The 17,992-nt window shown below is 54.1% G+C and carries 14 protein-coding genes and 1 pseudogene; 5 read left to right on the top strand and 10 right to left on the bottom strand.

The window, feature by feature from the left end:
* Position 1: 1 nt before the first annotated feature.
* Genes bcsB through bcsR form a run of 4 tightly spaced genes read right to left on the bottom strand, consistent with a single transcriptional unit; the run spans position 2 to position 5,890 of the window.
* Positions 2-2,302, bottom strand: coding sequence for a cellulose biosynthesis cyclic di-GMP-binding regulatory protein BcsB (gene bcsB, locus J4645_RS19100; RefSeq protein WP_023377296.1), 2,301 nt, complete (start codon positions 2,300-2,302; stop codon positions 2-4).
* Between the two features lie 10 nt (positions 2,303-2,312).
* Positions 2,313-4,937, bottom strand: a complete 2,625-nt coding sequence (gene bcsA / locus J4645_RS19105; protein ID WP_001275331.1) for a UDP-forming cellulose synthase catalytic subunit — start codon at positions 4,935-4,937, stop codon at positions 2,313-2,315.
* Positions 4,934-5,686: a cellulose biosynthesis protein BcsQ gene (bcsQ, locus tag J4645_RS19110; protein WP_000996120.1), complete on the bottom strand. Its 753-nt coding sequence runs from the start codon at positions 5,684-5,686 to the stop codon at positions 4,934-4,936. The genes bcsA and bcsQ overlap by 4 nt, the downstream gene beginning before the upstream one ends.
* Positions 5,687-5,890 (bottom strand): cellulose biosynthesis protein BcsR, encoded by a 204-nt coding sequence (gene bcsR / locus J4645_RS19115; protein WP_000282616.1) that lies wholly within the window; start codon positions 5,888-5,890, stop codon positions 5,687-5,689. It abuts the gene before it with no gap.
* A gap of 244 nt (positions 5,891-6,134) precedes the next feature.
* On the opposite strand from bcsR, the gene bcsE reads away from it, so the two are divergent.
* From bcsE to bcsG, 3 genes are read left to right on the top strand one after another with little or no spacing between them, the layout of a single operon-like run.
* Positions 6,135-7,706: a cellulose biosynthesis c-di-GMP-binding protein BcsE gene (gene bcsE / locus J4645_RS19120; RefSeq protein ID WP_023215183.1), complete on the top strand. Its 1,572-nt coding sequence runs from the start codon at positions 6,135-6,137 to the stop codon at positions 7,704-7,706.
* Positions 7,703-7,894 (top strand): cellulose biosynthesis protein BcsF, encoded by a 192-nt coding sequence (bcsF, locus tag J4645_RS19125; RefSeq protein WP_000988321.1) that lies wholly within the window; start codon positions 7,703-7,705, stop codon positions 7,892-7,894. The genes bcsE and bcsF overlap by 4 nt, the downstream gene beginning before the upstream one ends.
* Positions 7,891-9,570, top strand: coding sequence for a cellulose biosynthesis protein BcsG (gene bcsG / locus J4645_RS19130; RefSeq protein WP_000192022.1), 1,680 nt, complete (start codon positions 7,891-7,893; stop codon positions 9,568-9,570). Before bcsF ends, bcsG begins: the two co-directional genes overlap by 4 nt.
* An 81-nt stretch (positions 9,571-9,651) precedes the next feature.
* Here bcsG and J4645_RS19135 read toward each other — a convergent pair whose 3' ends face one another.
* A complete protein-coding gene (locus J4645_RS19135) occupies positions 9,652-9,759 on the bottom strand; it encodes a type I toxin-antitoxin system toxin Ldr family protein (RefSeq protein WP_001537650.1) in 108 nt (35 codons plus the stop codon).
* A 372-nt stretch (positions 9,760-10,131) separates the two neighbouring features.
* Here J4645_RS19135 and J4645_RS22315 point away from each other — a divergent pair.
* Together J4645_RS22315 and J4645_RS19145 are read left to right on the top strand one after the other, a co-directional pair.
* A pseudogene (locus J4645_RS22315) lies at positions 10,132-10,284 on the top strand (PLP-dependent transferase); the annotation flags it as partial.
* A 117-nt stretch (positions 10,285-10,401) separates the two neighbouring features.
* Positions 10,402-11,700: an aromatic amino acid transport family protein gene (locus J4645_RS19145; protein WP_001150175.1), complete on the top strand. Its 1,299-nt coding sequence runs from the start codon at positions 10,402-10,404 to the stop codon at positions 11,698-11,700.
* Positions 11,701-11,800: 100 nt separating this feature from the next.
* Here the strand turns inward: J4645_RS19145 and dppF are convergent, their stop codons facing one another.
* The 5 genes from dppF to dppA all read right to left on the bottom strand — a co-directional run bounded on the left by dppF (position 11,801) and on the right by dppA (position 17,500).
* Positions 11,801-12,814 carry a dipeptide ABC transporter ATP-binding subunit DppF gene (dppF, locus tag J4645_RS19150; RefSeq protein ID WP_000103563.1) on the bottom strand — a complete coding sequence of 338 codons (1,014 nt, stop codon included), beginning with the start codon at positions 12,812-12,814 and terminating at the stop codon, positions 11,801-11,803.
* Positions 12,811-13,794, bottom strand: a complete 984-nt coding sequence (gene dppD / locus J4645_RS19155; protein WP_001196509.1) for a dipeptide ABC transporter ATP-binding protein — start codon at positions 13,792-13,794, stop codon at positions 12,811-12,813. The genes dppF and dppD overlap by 4 nt, the downstream gene beginning before the upstream one ends.
* A 10-nt stretch (positions 13,795-13,804) precedes the next feature.
* On the bottom strand, positions 13,805-14,707 hold the full coding sequence (gene dppC, locus J4645_RS19160) for a dipeptide ABC transporter permease DppC (protein ID WP_000084690.1): 903 nt from the start codon (positions 14,705-14,707) through the stop codon (positions 13,805-13,807).
* A gap of 9 nt (positions 14,708-14,716) precedes the next feature.
* Positions 14,717-15,736 carry a dipeptide ABC transporter permease DppB gene (gene dppB / locus J4645_RS19165; protein WP_000938843.1) on the bottom strand — a complete coding sequence of 340 codons (1,020 nt, stop codon included), beginning with the start codon at positions 15,734-15,736 and terminating at the stop codon, positions 14,717-14,719.
* 156 nt (positions 15,737-15,892) lie between these two features.
* Positions 15,893-17,500: a dipeptide ABC transporter periplasmic-binding protein DppA gene (gene dppA, locus J4645_RS19170; protein ID WP_000028047.1), complete on the bottom strand. Its 1,608-nt coding sequence runs from the start codon at positions 17,498-17,500 to the stop codon at positions 15,893-15,895.
* Positions 17,501-17,992: the final 492 nt, after the last annotated feature.

Here is a 17,992-nt window from a genome sequence, read left to right on the forward strand (position 1 = left end):
GTTACTCATGGTCAGGGTCGAGACGACGGCGACTGAGAATACGTAGCAGACGCCACAATACCCACGCCAGTAATACCACACTGAGGGCCGCCAGTACCGCCAGCAGCACCGGGTGATTCGCCAGCGCATACCACAGCCGCTCAAACCACGGCAGATGTCCGACGTAATAGATATCGCCAACGCGCAGACTGTGAACGCCGGACTCGCGGATCACCGCCACGGAACCAAACATCGCGGCACGTTTACCGCTGTCGTTCACAGCGTCGTTCAGTAGCTGGTAGCCGCGCGGGCTGTCAGCCAGCAGAGCAATCACGCTGCGCTGATCATTAAACGGCGACTGGAAGCCCACCACCGCCGCCATCGGGCCGCTGGCGGTGACGGTGGACTGCGCATCCGCCGCGCGATCGGCCTCATCCGGCATAATCGACGGGAAAGCGGTCTGCCGCATCGGGGTTTTTACCCAGCTTTGTGTCGCCTGCACCAACAGATCGATACGCTTATCGTCTTTTAGCTTGCCAGGAATAGCGCCAATAATCAGCAGATCGGCGTCTTTGTCGGCTATCTGAGCGCTATCATCGGTGATTGCCAGATTAATTGCCGGGAAACCGGTCTGCCCGCCAATGGCGCCGACCGTATTCAGCAGCGTTTCCATTTGCGCTTCGGTTGGGGTCTTCGGCATCACCGCCAGCGTGTCAGACAGGTCGGCCATCCGGCTGAACGGGAAACCCGCATTGGCGAACGCGCGTAAATCCGGCATCGCGATAAAGTGGTAATATTTCGAAAAATCGATAGTGGAGTCATCCCCTATCACCACATGATTCGGTACCGGCTGGAAGGTAATACAGTTGTCCACCGACCCGCCCGGCATCGGATTCATGTACCGGAAGTCAAAACGTAGTTGGTTCATCGCCCCCAGTTTGAGCGCCGGAATAGACACATCCGTTTTACCATCCAGCAGTCCCTGAAGTACCGGCAAGCGCAACAGGAGTCGATTAGTTTCCTGCGTGCTATTAAGGCTAAAGGCTTGCAGGAACTGGTTATTCAGACTGATATCCAGCCGTGAACTGTCTTTGGTCGGCGGCGAGGTATAACGGTAGTTGAGATCCATATCAATACCGTTGCTACGCAGCAAATAGAGGTCCGGCGGCAGATTCAAAGAAACGTTGATGGGCGCCGGCTCCAGCCCACTCGACTGGAGCTGCTCTTCATAGGTTTTCAGCTCGCCAAAAGTGACCGGGCGATCGGTACGCACCCAGTTCGGCGCATCATACGGTTTGCGCGCCAGCAGCGGTTTTACATCGTTGACCACCACGCTGGAACCACGGAAGAGAATATTCCCTTGCGCGATACCTTTTGCCGCTTGCAACAGGTCTTTATCATCACGGCCAAACACGACCAGCAACTTCACATACGGATTATCCGGATGGCTCATCATCTCGATAACCGGCGCGTTAACCGCAGGATGATCGCGCAGGAAATCGGGGCGTCGATCGTTGGTGGCGAACACGATCGCATTGCGATCCGGCAGGTGATTATACAACACCGGGAAGCGCTGACCGCGCCAGCCCGCCCGCGAGCCAAACCAGGACGCGACAATAGAAGCCGCCTGCTGCTGCGCCAGATCAGGCATATCAGCAAACACTATCGGCAACGTCACCGGACGGTTATCCCGCGGATCAAAAAACGGCACCGGGAAGTGGGACAGATCGTTATTCACCGCCAGCATGTTATAGGTCAGATCCAGGACGCTATTTCGCCCGATGTCTAACCACAGAGTACTGCTGGCCGGGTTTTCACACACGTCGCGATAGTGGCCGACAAACTCCAGCCGCACCCGGTTAAAGTCGGTGATAAATAGCGGATTGATAGGTACCTGCGCCAGCGTCTTTTTCCCCAACTGCTCTTTTGTCACCGGCAATACGCCCATCAGTTCATCATTGAGATAAACCTTGAGCTGCGACTGAACCGGCAGGAGCGACGGCGAGGGCGTATATTCCAGATTCAACACCGCTTTCGACGCCACTTCATCGCTGCGCATACCAAATTCAATGCCGCCGTTAGGGTTAACGCCACGCAGCGCCATACTACCCGGCGGCGGCGCGATTTGCGCAAAGGTCAGCTTGACCTCGCGCGAAGGCGTGGTCTGCGCCACGACTGGCGCCTGAGTTGCGGGCGACTGCGCAGGCTCGGTGGGTTCAGCATTTATCAATGGCGGCGTAGCAGGCGCCGCCGCCGTAATGAAAGCAGGAAACGCGCTTAATCCTATTACCGCCGCACACATCCAGGACAATTTTCTTTTCATCGCATTATCATCATTGTTGAGCCTGAGCCATAACCCGATCCGACGGCTGTATCGCCGCTTGCCGCTCCGGGCGACGCGGAATAAACGATACAATCCAGGCAATTAACGCCGTCAACGATCGGAAAATTACTTTTACTGAAGGCGGCGCGAATTCCGCGAGGTGGCGATATCCGCGGAAGCCCAGCTTCAGAATATCCAGCAAGCTTTCCAGCGGTTTATCTTCCGGAAAGCTATCTTGCCAAAGCGCCCACGTATCGGCGCGCGCGAAGGTACACTGCACAAAATCAATATGTTGTTTGGTGGTGAGCGGCATCAGTTGCAGCCCGACCTCATTGCCCGTTACGCGCACCACCTGCGTTGGAAAGACATATTCCTGCTGCCCGCGTTTAAGCAACAGATTCACTTTCTGCCCTTCCAGCACCTGCGCCTGACCGTTGATCTTGATGCCTAACCCGCCGTCGGAGAAATCATGTACGGTACAGGAGAACAAATGTCCATCTTCGCGGGCGATGGCCCCCGGCATGGCAATTTCGACCCGATGCGCGCGTCTGACCTGTTTACTCTCTACCGAAACCGCAACCGCGCCGCCGAGAATGACCAGGTTGTAGAAGACCCACACCAGGCTAACGATGACGGTCAGCGTTTCATTTTCCGGCCCGTAATAGTATCGCCATACGCCCGCCGCCACGCCGAGCAGGTTAAGCAAGACAAGGAAGATATACGGACGCGAGATTACCCAGTCGACGTACTTCTCTTCCACCAGCCCGCCTTTCGCCGTGACGTTAAATTTCCCTTTGTGCGGATTGATCAACGCGACCAGAGTCGGCGGTGCGATATACCATGCCAGTACCGTTTCATAGATTTCACTCCAGAAAGAGTGACGATACTTGCCCTGAATCTTCGAGTTAGTCAGGCTGGCGTGGACCATGTGCGGTATCACAAATAGCGCAATCATCAACGCAGGCGCATAAATGATATAGGCGTGCAGCAGCAGAAAAGCCAGCGGCGCGGTCAGAAAGATCAGACGCGGAATGCCGGACAAGAAATGGAACATCGCGTTGAGGTAGCACAGCCGCTGCGCCAGTTTTAAGCCTTTACCAAACAGAGGGTTATCGAGGCGGAAAATTTGCACCATGCCCCGCGCCCAACGAATACGCTGCCCGATATGCGCCGACAGGCTTTCCGTCGCCAGCCCCGCCGCCTGCGGAATGCGCATATACGCTGAGGTATAACCTCGCCGGTGCAGCCGGAGCGAAGTATGCGCATCTTCCGTCACCGTCTCAACGGCGATACCGCCAATCTCATCCAGCGGCTTACGGCGAATCACCGCGCACGATCCGCAAAAGAAAGTGGCGTCCCACATATCGTTACCGTCCTGCACCAGTCCATAAAACAGCGTGCCTTCGTTAGGCGTTTTACGAAAACGTCCCAGGTTGCGCTCAAACGGGTCCGGGGAGAAGAAATGATGCGGCGTCTGCATCATCGCCAGCTGTTTTTCTTTCAGGAACCAGCCCATTGTCATTTGCAGAAACGAGCGTGTCGGCACATGGTCGCAATCGAAGATCGCCACAAACTCGCCTTTCGCGTGTTTTAGCGCATTGTTGATGTTGCCGGCTTTGGCGTGTTCATGCGTGGCGCGGGCAATGTAATGCACGCCGACATGCCGGGCAAACTGACGAAATGATTCGCGTCCGCCGTCATCAAGGATCCAGATATTCAGCTTGTCCTTCGGCCAGTCAATGCCAAGCGAAGCGTAAATGGTATTTTTGACCACGTTAAGGTCTTCGTTATAGGTCGGTACAAAAATATCCACCGTCGGCCACTGCGACATCTCTTTCGGCAACGGCACCGGTTGACGATTTAACGGCCACACCACCTGGAAGTACCCCAGCACCAGCACAATCCAGGCGTAGGTTTCCGCAAACAGTAGGATCAGCCCGCACACCAGACTGACCGGGTCGTCCCAATTTAGCGTCGAGGTATAGCGCCACCAGATATAACGACAGGAGACCGTTAGCGACAGCACGATGAGCATCAGCGCGGAAAAGCGTCCCGGCATACGTCGTACCAACAGCGCAACGCCCCACAGCAATAGCAGAAAGATAAATTGCGATAGCGGGTTAAATGGCTGCGTAATACAGATCAGCGCCAGTATCAGTGAAAAGGTCACGATAACGCCCAGAATAAAACGCCGGGCGCCGTTGCTAAGATGTCCCAGCTCTTTTTCCTTTTCCAGATGCGTTGTCTTTTGGCGCACCCGTTCCGGTAAGGTATCCATCCATTGATGGTAACGTCCACGAACGTCCTTCAGGCGCGCAAATGACCGCCAGCGCGGTTCATGACGTTCTTTAGTCGACGAGATCATCACCAGCCAGAGGGTCTGAATGAGGTAGCGGGCCGGGTCCAGCGGGCGCGGGCGGGCGGCGTTAATATGCGGGTAAAGCGCTTTATGCCCGTCGCGAATACGCTGCCAGCGCGGATGCTCAAGCGGAAACACTATCCACGCCAGAATCATCCACAGGCAGCCGAGCGCTGCGCTAAACGGCGACGCGCCGTGGCGGCGGTAACCCTGATAGCGCTCGCTCAAACGCGCGCTAACCGGCGGGATAAGCAGCCACCGGGAAAGGGCGCTCATCGCAGGCTCCCGGCGGACGTTTTGTCGCCCGCATCATGCAGCAGGCACCAGTTCGCCAGCGTTAACACCTCTTCGGCGGCTAACGAATCGCTGCGATATTCGCCTAACGGCTGTTTCGACGCCATGCACTCCGCCATCGCCTCATCGCGATGGATCACAATGGGCAGCAACCGGCGCTGGCTTTGCAGCCAGACCTGGTACAGATCGTCCTGTAACTGACTGCCAATGCGTAAGTCATTGATCAGAATATACGCTCCGGCAGGCAACGCCTGCTGATGAAGGCGAATATGGCAGTTAGCGTCAACCTGGGCTATCGCCAGCGTATGGTCGCAGAGGCTCACCAGCTGCCGTGTCAGCGGTGACGCGCCGTAGGGCAAGTCCAGTAAAATCCAGCTATAACGCCCGCTCGCTTTCAGCGCCTGGATAGCCGATCCGATCTCTCCCAGCGTCTCCTGCCAGGCCTGCGGATTTTCCCGCTCTTGCGCGGTGAGCTGTCCAAACGGCAGTAGATCAAGCTGTGAGGTATAACGTAATCCGGCATCGCGCCAGTCCTGGCCGTCCAGCAACGATCGCGCCCAACCGCCCTGATGGACGAAGTCGACGTTAAACGACATGCGCAGCAGGTTATCGGGGCTGGCGTCAATCACCAGGACATTTTCCCCTAAGATTTGTAACGCCCAGGCGAGTGCTGCGGTGAGAGATGTGGTTCCCACCCCGCCGCGCACGCCCTGCAGTCCCAGAATCGCCATTCATGGCTTCCTTAATGAATGTGGTTGCGCAAATTCAGCCAGGAGTGGCCATCTTTTAATCGCCGCCGCCAACTGTTCGCGTTGGGAAATATCGGTATAATCTATTTCGGGTAGTGAAAACGCCTGGCTTAATGCCAGAAAATCATTTTGAAAAGTGTAGCCCAACGTTGGATCGGACTGAGCGCCAGGTTCATTGTTATACATTCTGGTTGCTCCTTTTTAAATATTTCTCACTGGCAGCATTACGCCCCGTCGTCAATACGGGAGAACGCGCATTTTTCATCTTTCCGTGACTTCATTTATAATGTGTAAAAATGCAAAGCGCAGAGTTACAGGGCATCCTGCCGGACAAATTGATTCACATGCTAAATCTGATGCGTTTTAATTTCAATGTTAGGTTTATTTCTGTGCTTTCGCTAGTAAACTGATAAACAGTTAAAATAGTGACATGAGGGACACTGTGGACCCCGTATTTTCTCTCGGCATCTCATCATTATGGGATGAACTGCGCCATATGCCAACCGGCGGCGTCTGGTGGGTTAACGCCGATCGCCAGCAAGATGCCATCAGCCTGGTGAATCAAACGATTGCGTCACAAACGGAGAATGCAAATGTCGCCGTCATCGGCATGGAAGGCGATCCTGGCAAAGTAATCAAATTAGATGAATCTCACGGTCCGGAGAAAATCCGCTTATTTGCCATGCCGGATTCAGAAAAAGGGCTATACTCTTTGCCCCACGATTTGCTTTGTTCTGTTAACCCGACGCATTACTTTTTCATTCTTATTTGTGCAAATAACACGTGGCGGAATATAACGTCAAAAAGCCTGCATAAATGGCTGGAAAAAATGAATAAATGGACTCGTTTTCATCACTGTTCATTGTTGGTTATTAACCCTTGTAATAATAGCGATAAACAGTCCTCGTTGTTGATGGGCGAGTATCGCTCACTTTTCGGCCTCGCCAGTTTACGTTTTCAGGGCGACCAACATTTGTTCGATATTGCCTTCTGGTGTAACGAAAAAGGCGTCAGCGCCCGACAGCAGTTATTGCTGTGTCAGCAGGACGAACGCTGGATGCTATCCCATCAAGAGGAGACGGCAATTCAGCCGCGTAGCGACGAAAAACGCATTCTTAGCCACGTCGCCGTCCTTGAAGGCGCGCCGCCGCTCTCGGAACACTGGACGCTTTTCGACAATAACGAAGCGCTATTCAACGACGCGCGCACGGCGCAGGCCGCGACAATTATTTTTTCGCTTACACAGAACAACCAAATCGAGCCGCTTGCTCGTCGCATTCATACTTTGCGACGCCAGCGGGGAAGCGCGCTGAAAATTGTCGTGCGCGAAAATATCGCCAGTTTGCGCGCCACCGATGAGCGCCTGCTGCTGGGCTGCGGCGCGAATATGATCATTCCCTGGAACGCCCCGCTTTCACGCTGCCTGACGCTTATTGAAAGCGTGCAGGGGCAGCAGTTCAGCCGTTACGTACCGGAAGACATCACCACGCTACTGTCGATGACGCAGCCGTTGAAACTGCGCGGTTTTCAGCCGTGGGATACCTTCTGCGATGCCATCCATACGATGATGAGCAACACCCTGCTCCCCGCCGACGGGAAAGGCGTTCTGGTCGCGCTGCGCCCGGTGCCGGGCATTCGGGTTGAGCAGGCGTTAACATTATGTCGGCCAAACCGAACCGGCGACATTATGACCATCGGCGGCAACCGTCTGGTGCTGTTTTTATCATTCTGCCGTGTCAACGATCTGGATACCGCGTTAAACCATATTTTCCCTTTGCCGACGGGCGATATTTTCTCTAATCGTATGGTCTGGTTCGAAGATAAACAAATCAGCGCCGAGCTGGTGCAGATGCGCTTATTGTCGCCGGAACTGTGGGGAACGCCGCTACCGCTGGCAAAACGCGCCGACCCGGTAATAAATGCCGAACACGATGGCCGCATCTGGCGTCGTATTCCTGAACCCCTGCGATTGCTCGACGACACCGCGGAGCGTGCATCATGATGACCATCAGCGATATCGTGCAAATTATTCTTTTTTGCGCGCTGATTTTCTTTCCGCTGGGGTATCTGGCGCGTCATTCACTACGCCGTATCAGTGATACGACCCGGCTGCTATTTGCCAAACCTCGTTATGTAAAACCAGCCGGAACTCTGCGCCGCGCTACGAAAGTCAAGGCAGACAAAAAATGACTCAGCATACTCAAACTCCTTCAATGCCTTCTCCGCTCTGGCAATACTGGCGCGGTCTTTCCGGCTGGAACTTCTATTTTCTGGTCAAGTTTGGCCTGCTGTGGGCAGGCTATCTGAATTTTCATCCTTTACTGAATCTGGTATTCATGGCGTTTCTGCTCATGCCAATACCAAAGTATCGCCTTCACCGGTTGCGCCACTGGATTGCCATTCCCGTCGGCTTCGCGCTGTTCTGGCATGATACCTGGCTGCCCGGCCCGCAAAGCATTATGAGCCAGGGGACGCAGGTGGCGGAATTCAGCTCCGGTTATCTGCTCGATCTGATCGCCCGTTTTATTAACTGGCAAATGATCGGCGCCATCTTCGTACTGCTGGTTGCCTGGCTATTTTTATCACAGTGGATTCGGGTCACGGTGTTTGTGGTCGCCATCATGGTATGGCTGAATGTCCTGACATTAACCGGCCCGGTTTTTACGCTGTGGCCGGCAGGCCAGCCAACCGATACGGTGACGACGACTGGCGGTAATGCAGCCGCTACCGTCGCGACAGCGGGCGATAAGCCGGTCATCGGCGATATGCCTGCTCAAACCGCGCCGCCGACGACCGCGAATCTGAACGCCTGGTTGAACACCTTCTATGCCGCGGAAGAAAAGCGGAAAACGACGTTCCCGGCGCAGCTTCCGCCTGATGCGCAGCCGTTCGACCTATTGGTCATCAATATTTGTTCGCTCTCCTGGTCGGATGTCGAAGCGGCAGGCTTGATGTCACATCCGCTATGGTCGCACTTTGACATTTTGTTTAAACACTTTAATTCCGGTACGTCTTACAGCGGCCCGGCGGCCATTCGTCTGCTGCGCGCCAGCTGTGGTCAACCATCGCATACCCGACTTTATCAACCAGCCGATAACGAATGTTATCTGTTTGATAACCTGGCGAAGCTGGGTTTTACTCAGCATCTGATGATGGATCATAACGGAGAATTTGGCGGCTTCCTGAAAGAAGTTCGCGAAAACGGCGGTATGCAGAGCGAACTGATGAACCAGTCCGGCCTGCCAACCGCCCTGCTGTCATTCGACGGCTCGCCGGTATATGACGATCTGGCGGTCCTGAACCGCTGGTTGACAGGGGAAGAACGTGAAGCCAATTCCCGCTCCGCGACTTTCTTTAACCTGCTGCCGCTGCACGATGGCAACCACTTTCCCGGCGTCAGCAAAACGGCGGATTATAAAATCCGCGCGCAGAAACTGTTCGATGAACTGGACGCCTTCTTTACCGAACTGGAGAAATCCGGGCGTAAGGTGATGGTAGTCGTCGTACCGGAGCACGGCGGCGCGCTGAAGGGCGATAGAATGCAGATCTCAGGCCTGCGCGATATTCCCAGCCCCTCCATCACCAACGTCCCGGCGGGCGTGAAATTTTTTGGCATGAAAGCCCCGCATGAGGGCGCGCCGATTGATATTAATCAGCCGAGCAGCTACCTGGCGATTTCCGAACTGGTCGTACGCGCCGTGGACGGTAAGCTCTTTACTGAAGACAGTGTGAACTGGAACAAGCTGACCAGCAATCTGCCGCAAACCGCGCCGGTTTCAGAAAACGCTAATGCGGTGGTGATTCAGTATCAGGGTAAGCCCTACGTTCGTCTGAATGGCGGCGACTGGGTGCCTTACCCGCAGTAAACCGAAAAAGGCCGCAAGGTTTCCCCTGCGGCCTGGTTCGGGCGCATGTTGCCATTACGGCGGACAGACGCTCAAAACGCGTTACTTCCTGTCACGTAGCCAGTTGACGATCACACTGGCGATAATGCCAGCAATGATCGGCGCCGCCAGATCGTGCCAGAAGGCCACGCCCAACTGCGTAAGCGTCATATAGCCGCCTTGTTGCAATGGCAACCGTTCGCGGCTATCCTTGATGTGTTGAGGTTCAAGTTAGCCCCCGTCAGGTTGCCAGGTTTATACCAGTCAACGTGCGGGGGTTTTCTCTTTCCAGCAACCAATGCCGCCGGGAATCAAGCCCCCGCAACATTGCGCCTCACCGGGTAAACCCGGCTTGCTGCTGATATTACGGCAAAATCCCCGGCACGGCACGGCGCTAACGTGCAATCTGCGTGACGCTTCGCAGACGACTACTTTTATTTGCCAGAATACATTCAGCATTTCTGAGGCTGGCAGTCAGCCGCTCAATTCTGTAAATTATGCCTCCTCGCGGCCAGTCCCGGTGATACCGAAACCCTCGTTCAGCATCCTGCGTCTATGACATATTCGCCTGTTGCGCCAGAGGAATGGCTAAAAGCAGGTATTACCGACGAACTTATCCGTCTTTCAGCGGGACCTGAAGATCCCGACGATATTATTCATGACCTTGAACGCGCCAGCAGAAAAGCAGCATTCTGACGATTGCTCGGCGAACCGCTGTCACCGGTTTGCCGCATCGGGTATCAAGGCACTATAGCCTGGTTATAGGCAGCATTCTTTATGAGAGAGCTGCGTATATTTTGGGCAGGGGGCTCTATGCAGGACGACACATTACCATTAAATAACAGTAACGCTACGACCACACCGCTTTCAACGAGATTACCGTTTACAAAATATGATTTTGGCTGGGTGCTCTTGTGTATCGGTATGGCGATCGGCGCCGGTACCGTCTTAATGCCAGTGCAAATCGGTCTCAAGGGGATCTGGGTATTTATTACCGCTTTTATCATCGCCTATCCCGCTACCTATATTGTGCAGGATATTTATCTAAAAACGTTATCTGAAAGCGAAACCTGTGACGATTATACGGATATTATCAGTCACTATCTTGGCAAAAACTGGGGCGTTTTTCTCGGTGTAATCTATTTTCTTATGATTATCCACGGGGTGTTTATTTACTCCCTGTCGGTGGTGTTTGATAGCGCCTCCTATATCAAAACCTTCGGCCTTACTGAGGCCGATCTTTCGCAGTCTATTATCTATAAAGTCGCGATTTTCGCCGTGCTGGTGGCGATTGCCTCCGGCGGGGAAAAATTATTATTTAAAATTTCCGGCCCGATGGTGGTGGTGAAAGTCGGGATCATTCTGATATTCGGTTTCGCGATGATCCCACACTGGAATCTTGATAATATTTCCGCCTTTCCCGCCGCATCGGTTTTCTTTCGCGACGTACTGCTCACTATCCCATTTTGCTTCTTTTCTGCGGTCTTCATTCAGGTGCTAAACCCAATGAACATCGCCTATCGTAAGCGCGAGCCTGACCGTGTGCTGGCCACCCGGATGGCGATTCGCACGCATCGCATTAGCTATATTACGCTGATTGCCATTATTCTCTTTTTCTCGTTCTCGTTTACCTTTTCGATTAGCCATGAAGAGGCGGTATCAGCGTTCGAGCAGAATATTTCCGCCCTTGCACTGGCAGCTCAGGTAATCCCTGGCCATATCATCCACATTACCTCTACCATCCTCAATATTTTTGCCGTACTTACCGCGTTCTTTGGTATTTATTTAGGTTTTCACGAAGCGCTTAAAGGTATTGTGCTGAATGTATTGAGTCGTATTATGGATGTCAAAAACGTCAACCCACTGTTACTGACATCTGGAATCTGTGTCTTTATCGTGGTGACTCTGGTTATTTGGGTTTCGTTTCGCGTCTCAGTATTGGTCTTTTTCCAGTTAGGCAGTCCGCTTTATGGCATTGTCGCGTGTATTATTCCCTTTTTCCTGATTTATAAAGTAGCGCAACTGGAAAAATTACGCGGCCTGAAAACCTGGCTAATTCTGTTATATGGAATATTGTTGTGCCTGTCGCCGTTATTAAAATTGATTGAATAAGTCGTACCGGAGAGCCATGCCCGGTGGCGCTACGCTTACCAGGCCTACAGGTACGGTGTAGGCTTGATAAGGCGCAGCCGCCATCCGGCATAAAACGCAATTAACTCAGCGGTTTCTGCGGATTTTCATCCTGATCGACGGCAAAGCAGGCCACCAACTGGCCGTCGTACTCTTTAAGCTGCGGCTGTAACTGCGTACAGGGTCCGAAGCGACGGCTGCAGCGAGCGTTGAAGGCGCAGCCCGGCGGCGGGTTCAGCGGACTCGGCAACTCGCCGGTCAGCTTAATCCGCTCACGGCGATCGTCCGGATTCAGCCGCGGCGTGGCGGAGAGTAACGCCTGGGTATAGGGATGACGTGGATTGTTAAAAATCTGCTCTTTGGTCCCTTTCTCCACGCAGCGGCCTAAGTACATGACCATCACTTCATCGGCGATGTGTTCCACCACCGACAGGTCGTGCGAGATAAAGACATAAGACAGCCCCATATCCTGTTGCAAATCCATCATCAGGTTCAGCACCTGGGCGCGCACCGACACGTCGAGCGCGGAGACCGGTTCGTCGGCAATCACTACGTCCGGATCAAGCATCAGACCGCGGGCGATAGCGATACGCTGACGCTGGCCGCCGGAGAACATATGCGGATAGCGGTCGTAGTGCTCGGTTTTCAGCCCCACCTTCGCCATCATCGCCAGCGCTTTTTCACGACGCTGCGCTTTACTCAGGCTGGTATTGATCAACAACGGCTCTTCCAGAATTTGCCCCACTTTCTTGCGTGGGTTCAGGGAACCGTAGGGGTTCTGAAACACAATCTGAATTTTCTGCCGCCGCAGTTTCTGCGCGTGCGGATCGTGTTTGAGCAGATCCTGCCCCTGGTAATAAAGCTCGCCGCCGGTTGGCGTTTCAATCATCGTCAGCAGGCGGCCCAGTGTGGATTTTCCACAACCGGACTCCCCCACTACGGCCAGCGTTTTACCGCGTTCGAGATTAAACGACACGCCGTCCAGCGCTTTTACCAGCCGTTCCGGAGAAAAGATCCCCTTCTTCACCGGATAGTGTTTTTTCAGGTCGATAGCCCGCAACAGCGGCTGTTGCAAGGTGGCCTCATGCGTACTCATAGTGTGGGCCTCCCGGCATCATCAAGTGGGTAATGACATTTTGACTGACGTCCATCGTCCAGTTGGTTGAGAGCAGGTTCTTCCGCACGACATCTGTCCGTGGCGTAGGGGCAGCGCGGGTTAAGCAGACACCCCGTCGGTCGGTCATATTTCCCCGGCACCACGCCCGGCAGCGACGCCAGACGCGCTTTATCTTGCGCAAACTCCGGCAACGCGCGTAGCAGTGCCTGCGTGTAGGGATGACGCGGCGCGCGGAAAATATCCTGCGCAGCGCCAGTTTCGACGACCTGCCCGGCGTACATGACGATAATTTTGTGCGCCGCTTCCGCCACCAGCGCCAGGTCATGGGTAATCAGCACCAGCGCCATGTTCTCTTTTTGCTGCAACTCCAGCAGCAGCTCAATGATTTGCGCCTGAATGGTCACATCCAGCGCCGTGGTCGGTTCATCAGCAATTAACAGCTTTGGTCGACAGGCTATTGCCATCGCAATCATCACGCGCTGACTCATGCCGCCAGAAAGCTGGTGCGGATAGACATCCAGACGAGAGGCCGGATCGGGAATGCCCACCTGGTTCAACAGGTCAATCGCTCGCTGACGACGGGTTTTCTTGTTCCCGCCCTGATGTACCTTGATGGCTTCCATAATCTGAAAGCCAACGGTATAGCAAGGATTGAGGCTGGTCATCGGATCCTGGAAAATCATCGCCACTTCAGCGCCCACCAGGTTGCGACGTTCCTTCTCGGAAATGCGCTTCAGATCCTGTCCGTTAAAGAGCAGGTTTTCCGCCATCACGCGGCCTGGGTAATCGATAAGCCCCATAATCGCCAGCGAGCTGACGGATTTGCCGGAACCAGACTCGCCGACAATACCGACCACCTCACCCTGCTTCACGCTGTAGCTAATGCGGTCGACGGCTTTGAACGGTGTCCCTTCGTCGCCGAAGTGCACCGATAATTGATCTACATTTAATAACGCCATCTCGAACCTCTTACTGCTTCAGTTTGGGATCGAGCGCGTCACGCAGACCGTCACCCATCAGGTTAAATGCCAGTACCGTCAGCAGAATCGCCAGCCCCGGGAAGGTCACGACCCACCAGGCGCTTTGCGCGAACTGCAATACGTCAGAGAGCATGGTGCCCCACTCCGGCGTTGGCGGCTGTGCGCCCATGCCAAGAAAGCCGAGGGCGGCCATATCGAGAATGGCGTTAGAGAAACCGAGCGATGCCTGAACAATCAGCGGCGCAAGGCAGTTCGGGAAAATATTGACGAACATCTGACGCATTGCGCCTGCGCCCGCCACGCGGGAGGCAGTCACATAATCGCGGTTCACCTCTACCAGAACCGCCGCGCGGGTTAAGCGGACATAGTGCGGCAGCGCCACAAACGTCAACGCCAGCGCAGCGTTGCCGATGGAGGGGCCGAAGATCGCCACCAGCACCAGCGCCAGCAGCAGGCTCGGCAGGGCCAGCATAATATCGACCACGCGCATGATGATGTTATCGACCAGACCGCCGAAGTAGCCCGCGACCAGGCCGAGAATAATCCCCATTACCAGCGACAGGACGACCACCAGACAGCCGACCAGCAGTGACAAACGCGCGCCATACATCAGGCGCGAGAGGACATCGCGACCAACATCATCCGTTCCCAGAATATGCGCCCAACTGCCGCCTTCCTGCCAGACCGGCGGCGCCAGCAGCGCATCGCGGAACTGCTCTGCCGGGTTGTACGGCGCAATAAAGTTGGCAAACACCGCAATCAGGATCACGATGAGAACATACGCCAGCCCGACGACCGCGCCTTTGTTGCGTTTAAAATAGTGCCAGAACTCCCGCAATGGCGTCATGGGCGCCGGTGCGGCATTAACATTATTTTCAGTAACCTGTGACATGATGGCCCCTTACTTCTTATGCCGAATACGCGGGTTCACCACGCCGTACAGCAGGTCTACCAGCAGGTTGACGAGAATAATCATCGTCGCTACCAGTAACACGCCGCCCTGCACTACCGGATAATCGCGGCGTTGCAGCGCATCGATCAGCCAGCGCCCCAGACCGGGCCACGAGAAGATAGTTTCTGTCAGAATCGCGCCCGCCAGCAGCGTCCCGACCTGCAGGCCGATCACGGTAACGACTGGCAGCATGGCGTTACGCAGAGCATGGACGATAATGACGCGCATCCTGGTCAACCCTTTGGCGCGTGCGGTACGGATGTAATCCTCCCCCAGCACTTCCAGCATCGACGAACGGGTCATACGCACAATGACGGCCAGCGGGATTGTGCCGAGCACCATCGCAGGCAGGATCATATGCGCCAGCGCATCAATAAAGTTACCCTCTTCGCCCCAGATAGCGGTGTCGATCAGCATAAAGCCCGTCAACGGATTGGTATCATCAAGGAACACCATATCGCTCACGCGCCCGGAAACCGGCGTCAGGTTCCAGTGGACGGAGACCAGCATGATCAGCATCATGCCCCACCAGAAGATAGGCATAGAGTAACCGGTCAGCGCCAGGCCAACGGCAGTGTGATCGAAGATAGAACCGCGCTTCACTGCGGCCAGCACGCCCACCGGAATTCCCACGGCGACGGCAAAAATCATGGCGCAGACGCCAAGTTCCAGCGTCGCTTTAAAGCGAGGTACGAACTCGTCCCACACAGGGATTCGGCTTTTCAGCGAGATGCCTAAATCGCCATGCATCACCCCCCAGATATAATGGAGGTACTGCTGCCACATCGGTTTATCAAGACCGAGTTCAGCCAGCAGTTGAGCATGGCGCTCAGGGGAAATACCTCGCTCACCCGCCATGATCATCACCGGATCGCCGGGGATCATGTGGACAAAGGCAAAGGTGAGAAGGGTAATACCGATAAACGTCGGGATAACGAGTCCCAAACGTCGGAGAATGAACTGCAACATAACCCGAATTCTCTCTCATGACGCACGGCCTGGAACCGTGAGTCTGTATTGCTCACAAATCTTATCCCACGCAAACTGCATCGCGGATAAAGCATTACGCCGGATGGCGCTGCGCTTATCCGGCCTACACAACACCGGGGCGCAGCGCTCTTTTAATTATTCGACAGAGACGTTTTCGAAGTGATGTTTGCCTAATGGATCAACCACATAGCCTTTAACTTCTTTACGCACTGGCTCATAAACCGTGGAGTGAGCGATGATCAGCGCTGGCGCCTGGTCATGCATCACGACCTGGGCCTGTTTATAGAGTTCAATACGCTTGTTGTGGTCATCGGTCGCACGCGCAGGCTGAATCAGGTCTTCAAACGGCTTGTAGCACCATTTTGAATAGTTGGAGCCTTGCTGGGCGGCATCGCAGCTGAACAGCGTGGCGAAGAAGTTATCCGGATCACCATTATCGCCGGTCCAGCCCATCATCACCGTCTGGTGCTCGCCATCTTTAGCGCGCTTGAGGTATTCGCCCCATTCATAGGTGACAATTTTGGCCTGAACGCCAATCTTCGCCCAGTCCGCCTGGATCATTTCCGCCATACGACGCGCATTCGGGTTATAGGGACGCTGTACCGGCATCGCCCACAGATCGATGGTGAAGCCTTTTTCCAGACCGGCTTCTTTCAGCAGCGCCTTCGCTTTTTCCGGATCGTAGCCGTAGTCTTTAATATCGTCGTTGTAGCCCCACATTGTCGGCGGGATCAGGTTTTTCGCCGCAACGCCCGCGCCCTGATAAACGGCTTTGATGATGGCCTCTTTATTCACGGCATAGGTCAACGCCTGGCGAACTTTGACGTCATCCAGCGGTTTTTTCTGTACGTTATAGGAGAGATAACCCACGTTCAGACCGGCCTGCTCCATCAGGTTGATGTTTTTATCTTCTTTCATGCGCGCAATATCCGCCGGGTTCGGATACGGCATCACCTGACATTCGTTCTTCTGCAGTTTGGCGTAACGCACAGAGGCGTCAGGCGTGATGGAGAAGACCAGACGGTCAATCTGCGGCTTCGTGCCCCAGTAGCCGTCAAAGGCTTTGTAGAGAATGCGGGAATCTTTCTGATATTGCACCAGTTGGAACGGGCCAGTGCCGACCGGGTTCAGATCCACTTTTTCCGGCGTACCGGCTTTCAGCATGTTGTCAGCATATTCTTTGGAAAGAATAGAGGCGAAGTCCATGGCTAAATCGGCAAGGAACGGCGCTTCCGGACGCGTCAGCACAAACTGCACCGTGTGATCGTCTACCTTCTTCACTTCGCTAATCAGATCCGGCAGCCCCATGCCTTCAAAGTATTCATAGCTGCCGCCAGACACTTTATGGTACGGGTTCTGCTCGTTTTTCTGCCGGTCAAAAGAGAACACGACATCATCGGCGTTCAGCTCGCGCGTCGGTTTGAAATCCTTGCTGGATTGCCATTTCACCCCTTTACGTAGGTGGAACGTATAGGTTTTACCGTCTTCGCTGATATCCCACTTCTCAGCAAGACCCGGGATCACTTCCGTGGTGCCGGTTTTGAATTCAACCAGACGGTTATAGATAGGTACGGAGCTGGCATCATAGGTGGTGCCAGACGTAAAGAGCTGTGGGTTAAAGCCTTCCGGCGAGCCTTCTGAACAATAAACCAGGGTTTTGGCCTGCACGCTGGCTGCAACGGTCATGGCCACCAGGCTCAAACCAAGCTTCAGCATCCCTGACTTCTTCAAGGAAATACTCATTCTTCTGCTCCAATAATTGTGATGTATGTTGTTTTGCCCTTTGCAAAGGCTTTTACCGCCCGGCCTTTTTTGTTTTTTACCTGGTCAGGTCAGTAGTGAGAGGTGGGGATTCCGTTCGCATAATCGACTGAGTTGCAGTGCGGATTCTCCATAAAATGCCCCTCATTCCCTACAATCTGTCAATAGAATGTCAAAACGTCAATACAGGTAACCAGCTTTTACAACAACGGTGAGAATTAACAAACAAAGATTAAAAAAAGTTCAGAAGGGTATTTTCAGCAGGGAAATTTGTGCTATAGGCAGAAAGGCAGAGTTATTCACTTAATATTTTGCAACAGTTAGTGATTAACAATTAGCCATTAATTGAAAAATTTCTTTCGATATGTTGATTATCTGAGCGATTAATACCACTAACGCTAAAACGCACAGGCGAAAATGCTGAGGTTATCCATAAGCCGTGTGCAAAAAAGAGTTATCCGGACATGGAAAAAC

It is taken from the genome of Salmonella sp. 32082101201600294FB01SM01, assembly GCF_017572865.1.
GTDB lineage: Bacteria > Pseudomonadota > Gammaproteobacteria > Enterobacterales > Enterobacteriaceae > Salmonella > Salmonella enterica.

Bases quoted from the DNA above. Each gene is read 5' to 3' on its own strand.
- bcsB (WP_023377296.1), bottom strand. From the start codon at position 2,302: ATGAAAAGAAAATTGTCCTGGATGTGTGCGGCGGTAATAGGATTAAGC.
- bcsA (WP_001275331.1), bottom strand. From the start codon at position 4,937: ATGAGCGCCCTTTCCCGGTGGCTGCTTATCCCGCCGGTTAGCGCGCGT.
- bcsQ (WP_000996120.1), bottom strand. From the start codon at position 5,686: ATGGCGATTCTGGGACTGCAGGGCGTGCGCGGCGGGGTGGGAACCACA.
- bcsR (WP_000282616.1), bottom strand. From the start codon at position 5,890: ATGTATAACAATGAACCTGGCGCTCAGTCCGATCCAACGTTGGGCTAC.
- bcsE (WP_023215183.1), top strand. From the start codon at position 6,135: ATGAGGGACACTGTGGACCCCGTATTTTCTCTCGGCATCTCATCATTA.
- bcsF (WP_000988321.1), top strand. From the start codon at position 7,703: ATGATGACCATCAGCGATATCGTGCAAATTATTCTTTTTTGCGCGCTG.
- bcsG (WP_000192022.1), top strand. From the start codon at position 7,891: ATGACTCAGCATACTCAAACTCCTTCAATGCCTTCTCCGCTCTGGCAA.
- J4645_RS19135 (WP_001537650.1), bottom strand. From the start codon at position 9,759: ATGACGCTTACGCAGTTGGGCGTGGCCTTCTGGCACGATCTGGCGGCG.
- J4645_RS19145 (WP_001150175.1), top strand. From the start codon at position 10,402: ATGCAGGACGACACATTACCATTAAATAACAGTAACGCTACGACCACA.
- dppF (WP_000103563.1), bottom strand. From the start codon at position 12,814: ATGAGTACGCATGAGGCCACCTTGCAACAGCCGCTGTTGCGGGCTATC.
- dppD (WP_001196509.1), bottom strand. From the start codon at position 13,794: ATGGCGTTATTAAATGTAGATCAATTATCGGTGCACTTCGGCGACGAA.
- dppC (WP_000084690.1), bottom strand. From the start codon at position 14,707: ATGTCACAGGTTACTGAAAATAATGTTAATGCCGCACCGGCGCCCATG.
- dppB (WP_000938843.1), bottom strand. From the start codon at position 15,736: ATGTTGCAGTTCATTCTCCGACGTTTGGGACTCGTTATCCCGACGTTT.
- dppA (WP_000028047.1), bottom strand. From the start codon at position 17,500: ATGAGTATTTCCTTGAAGAAGTCAGGGATGCTGAAGCTTGGTTTGAGC.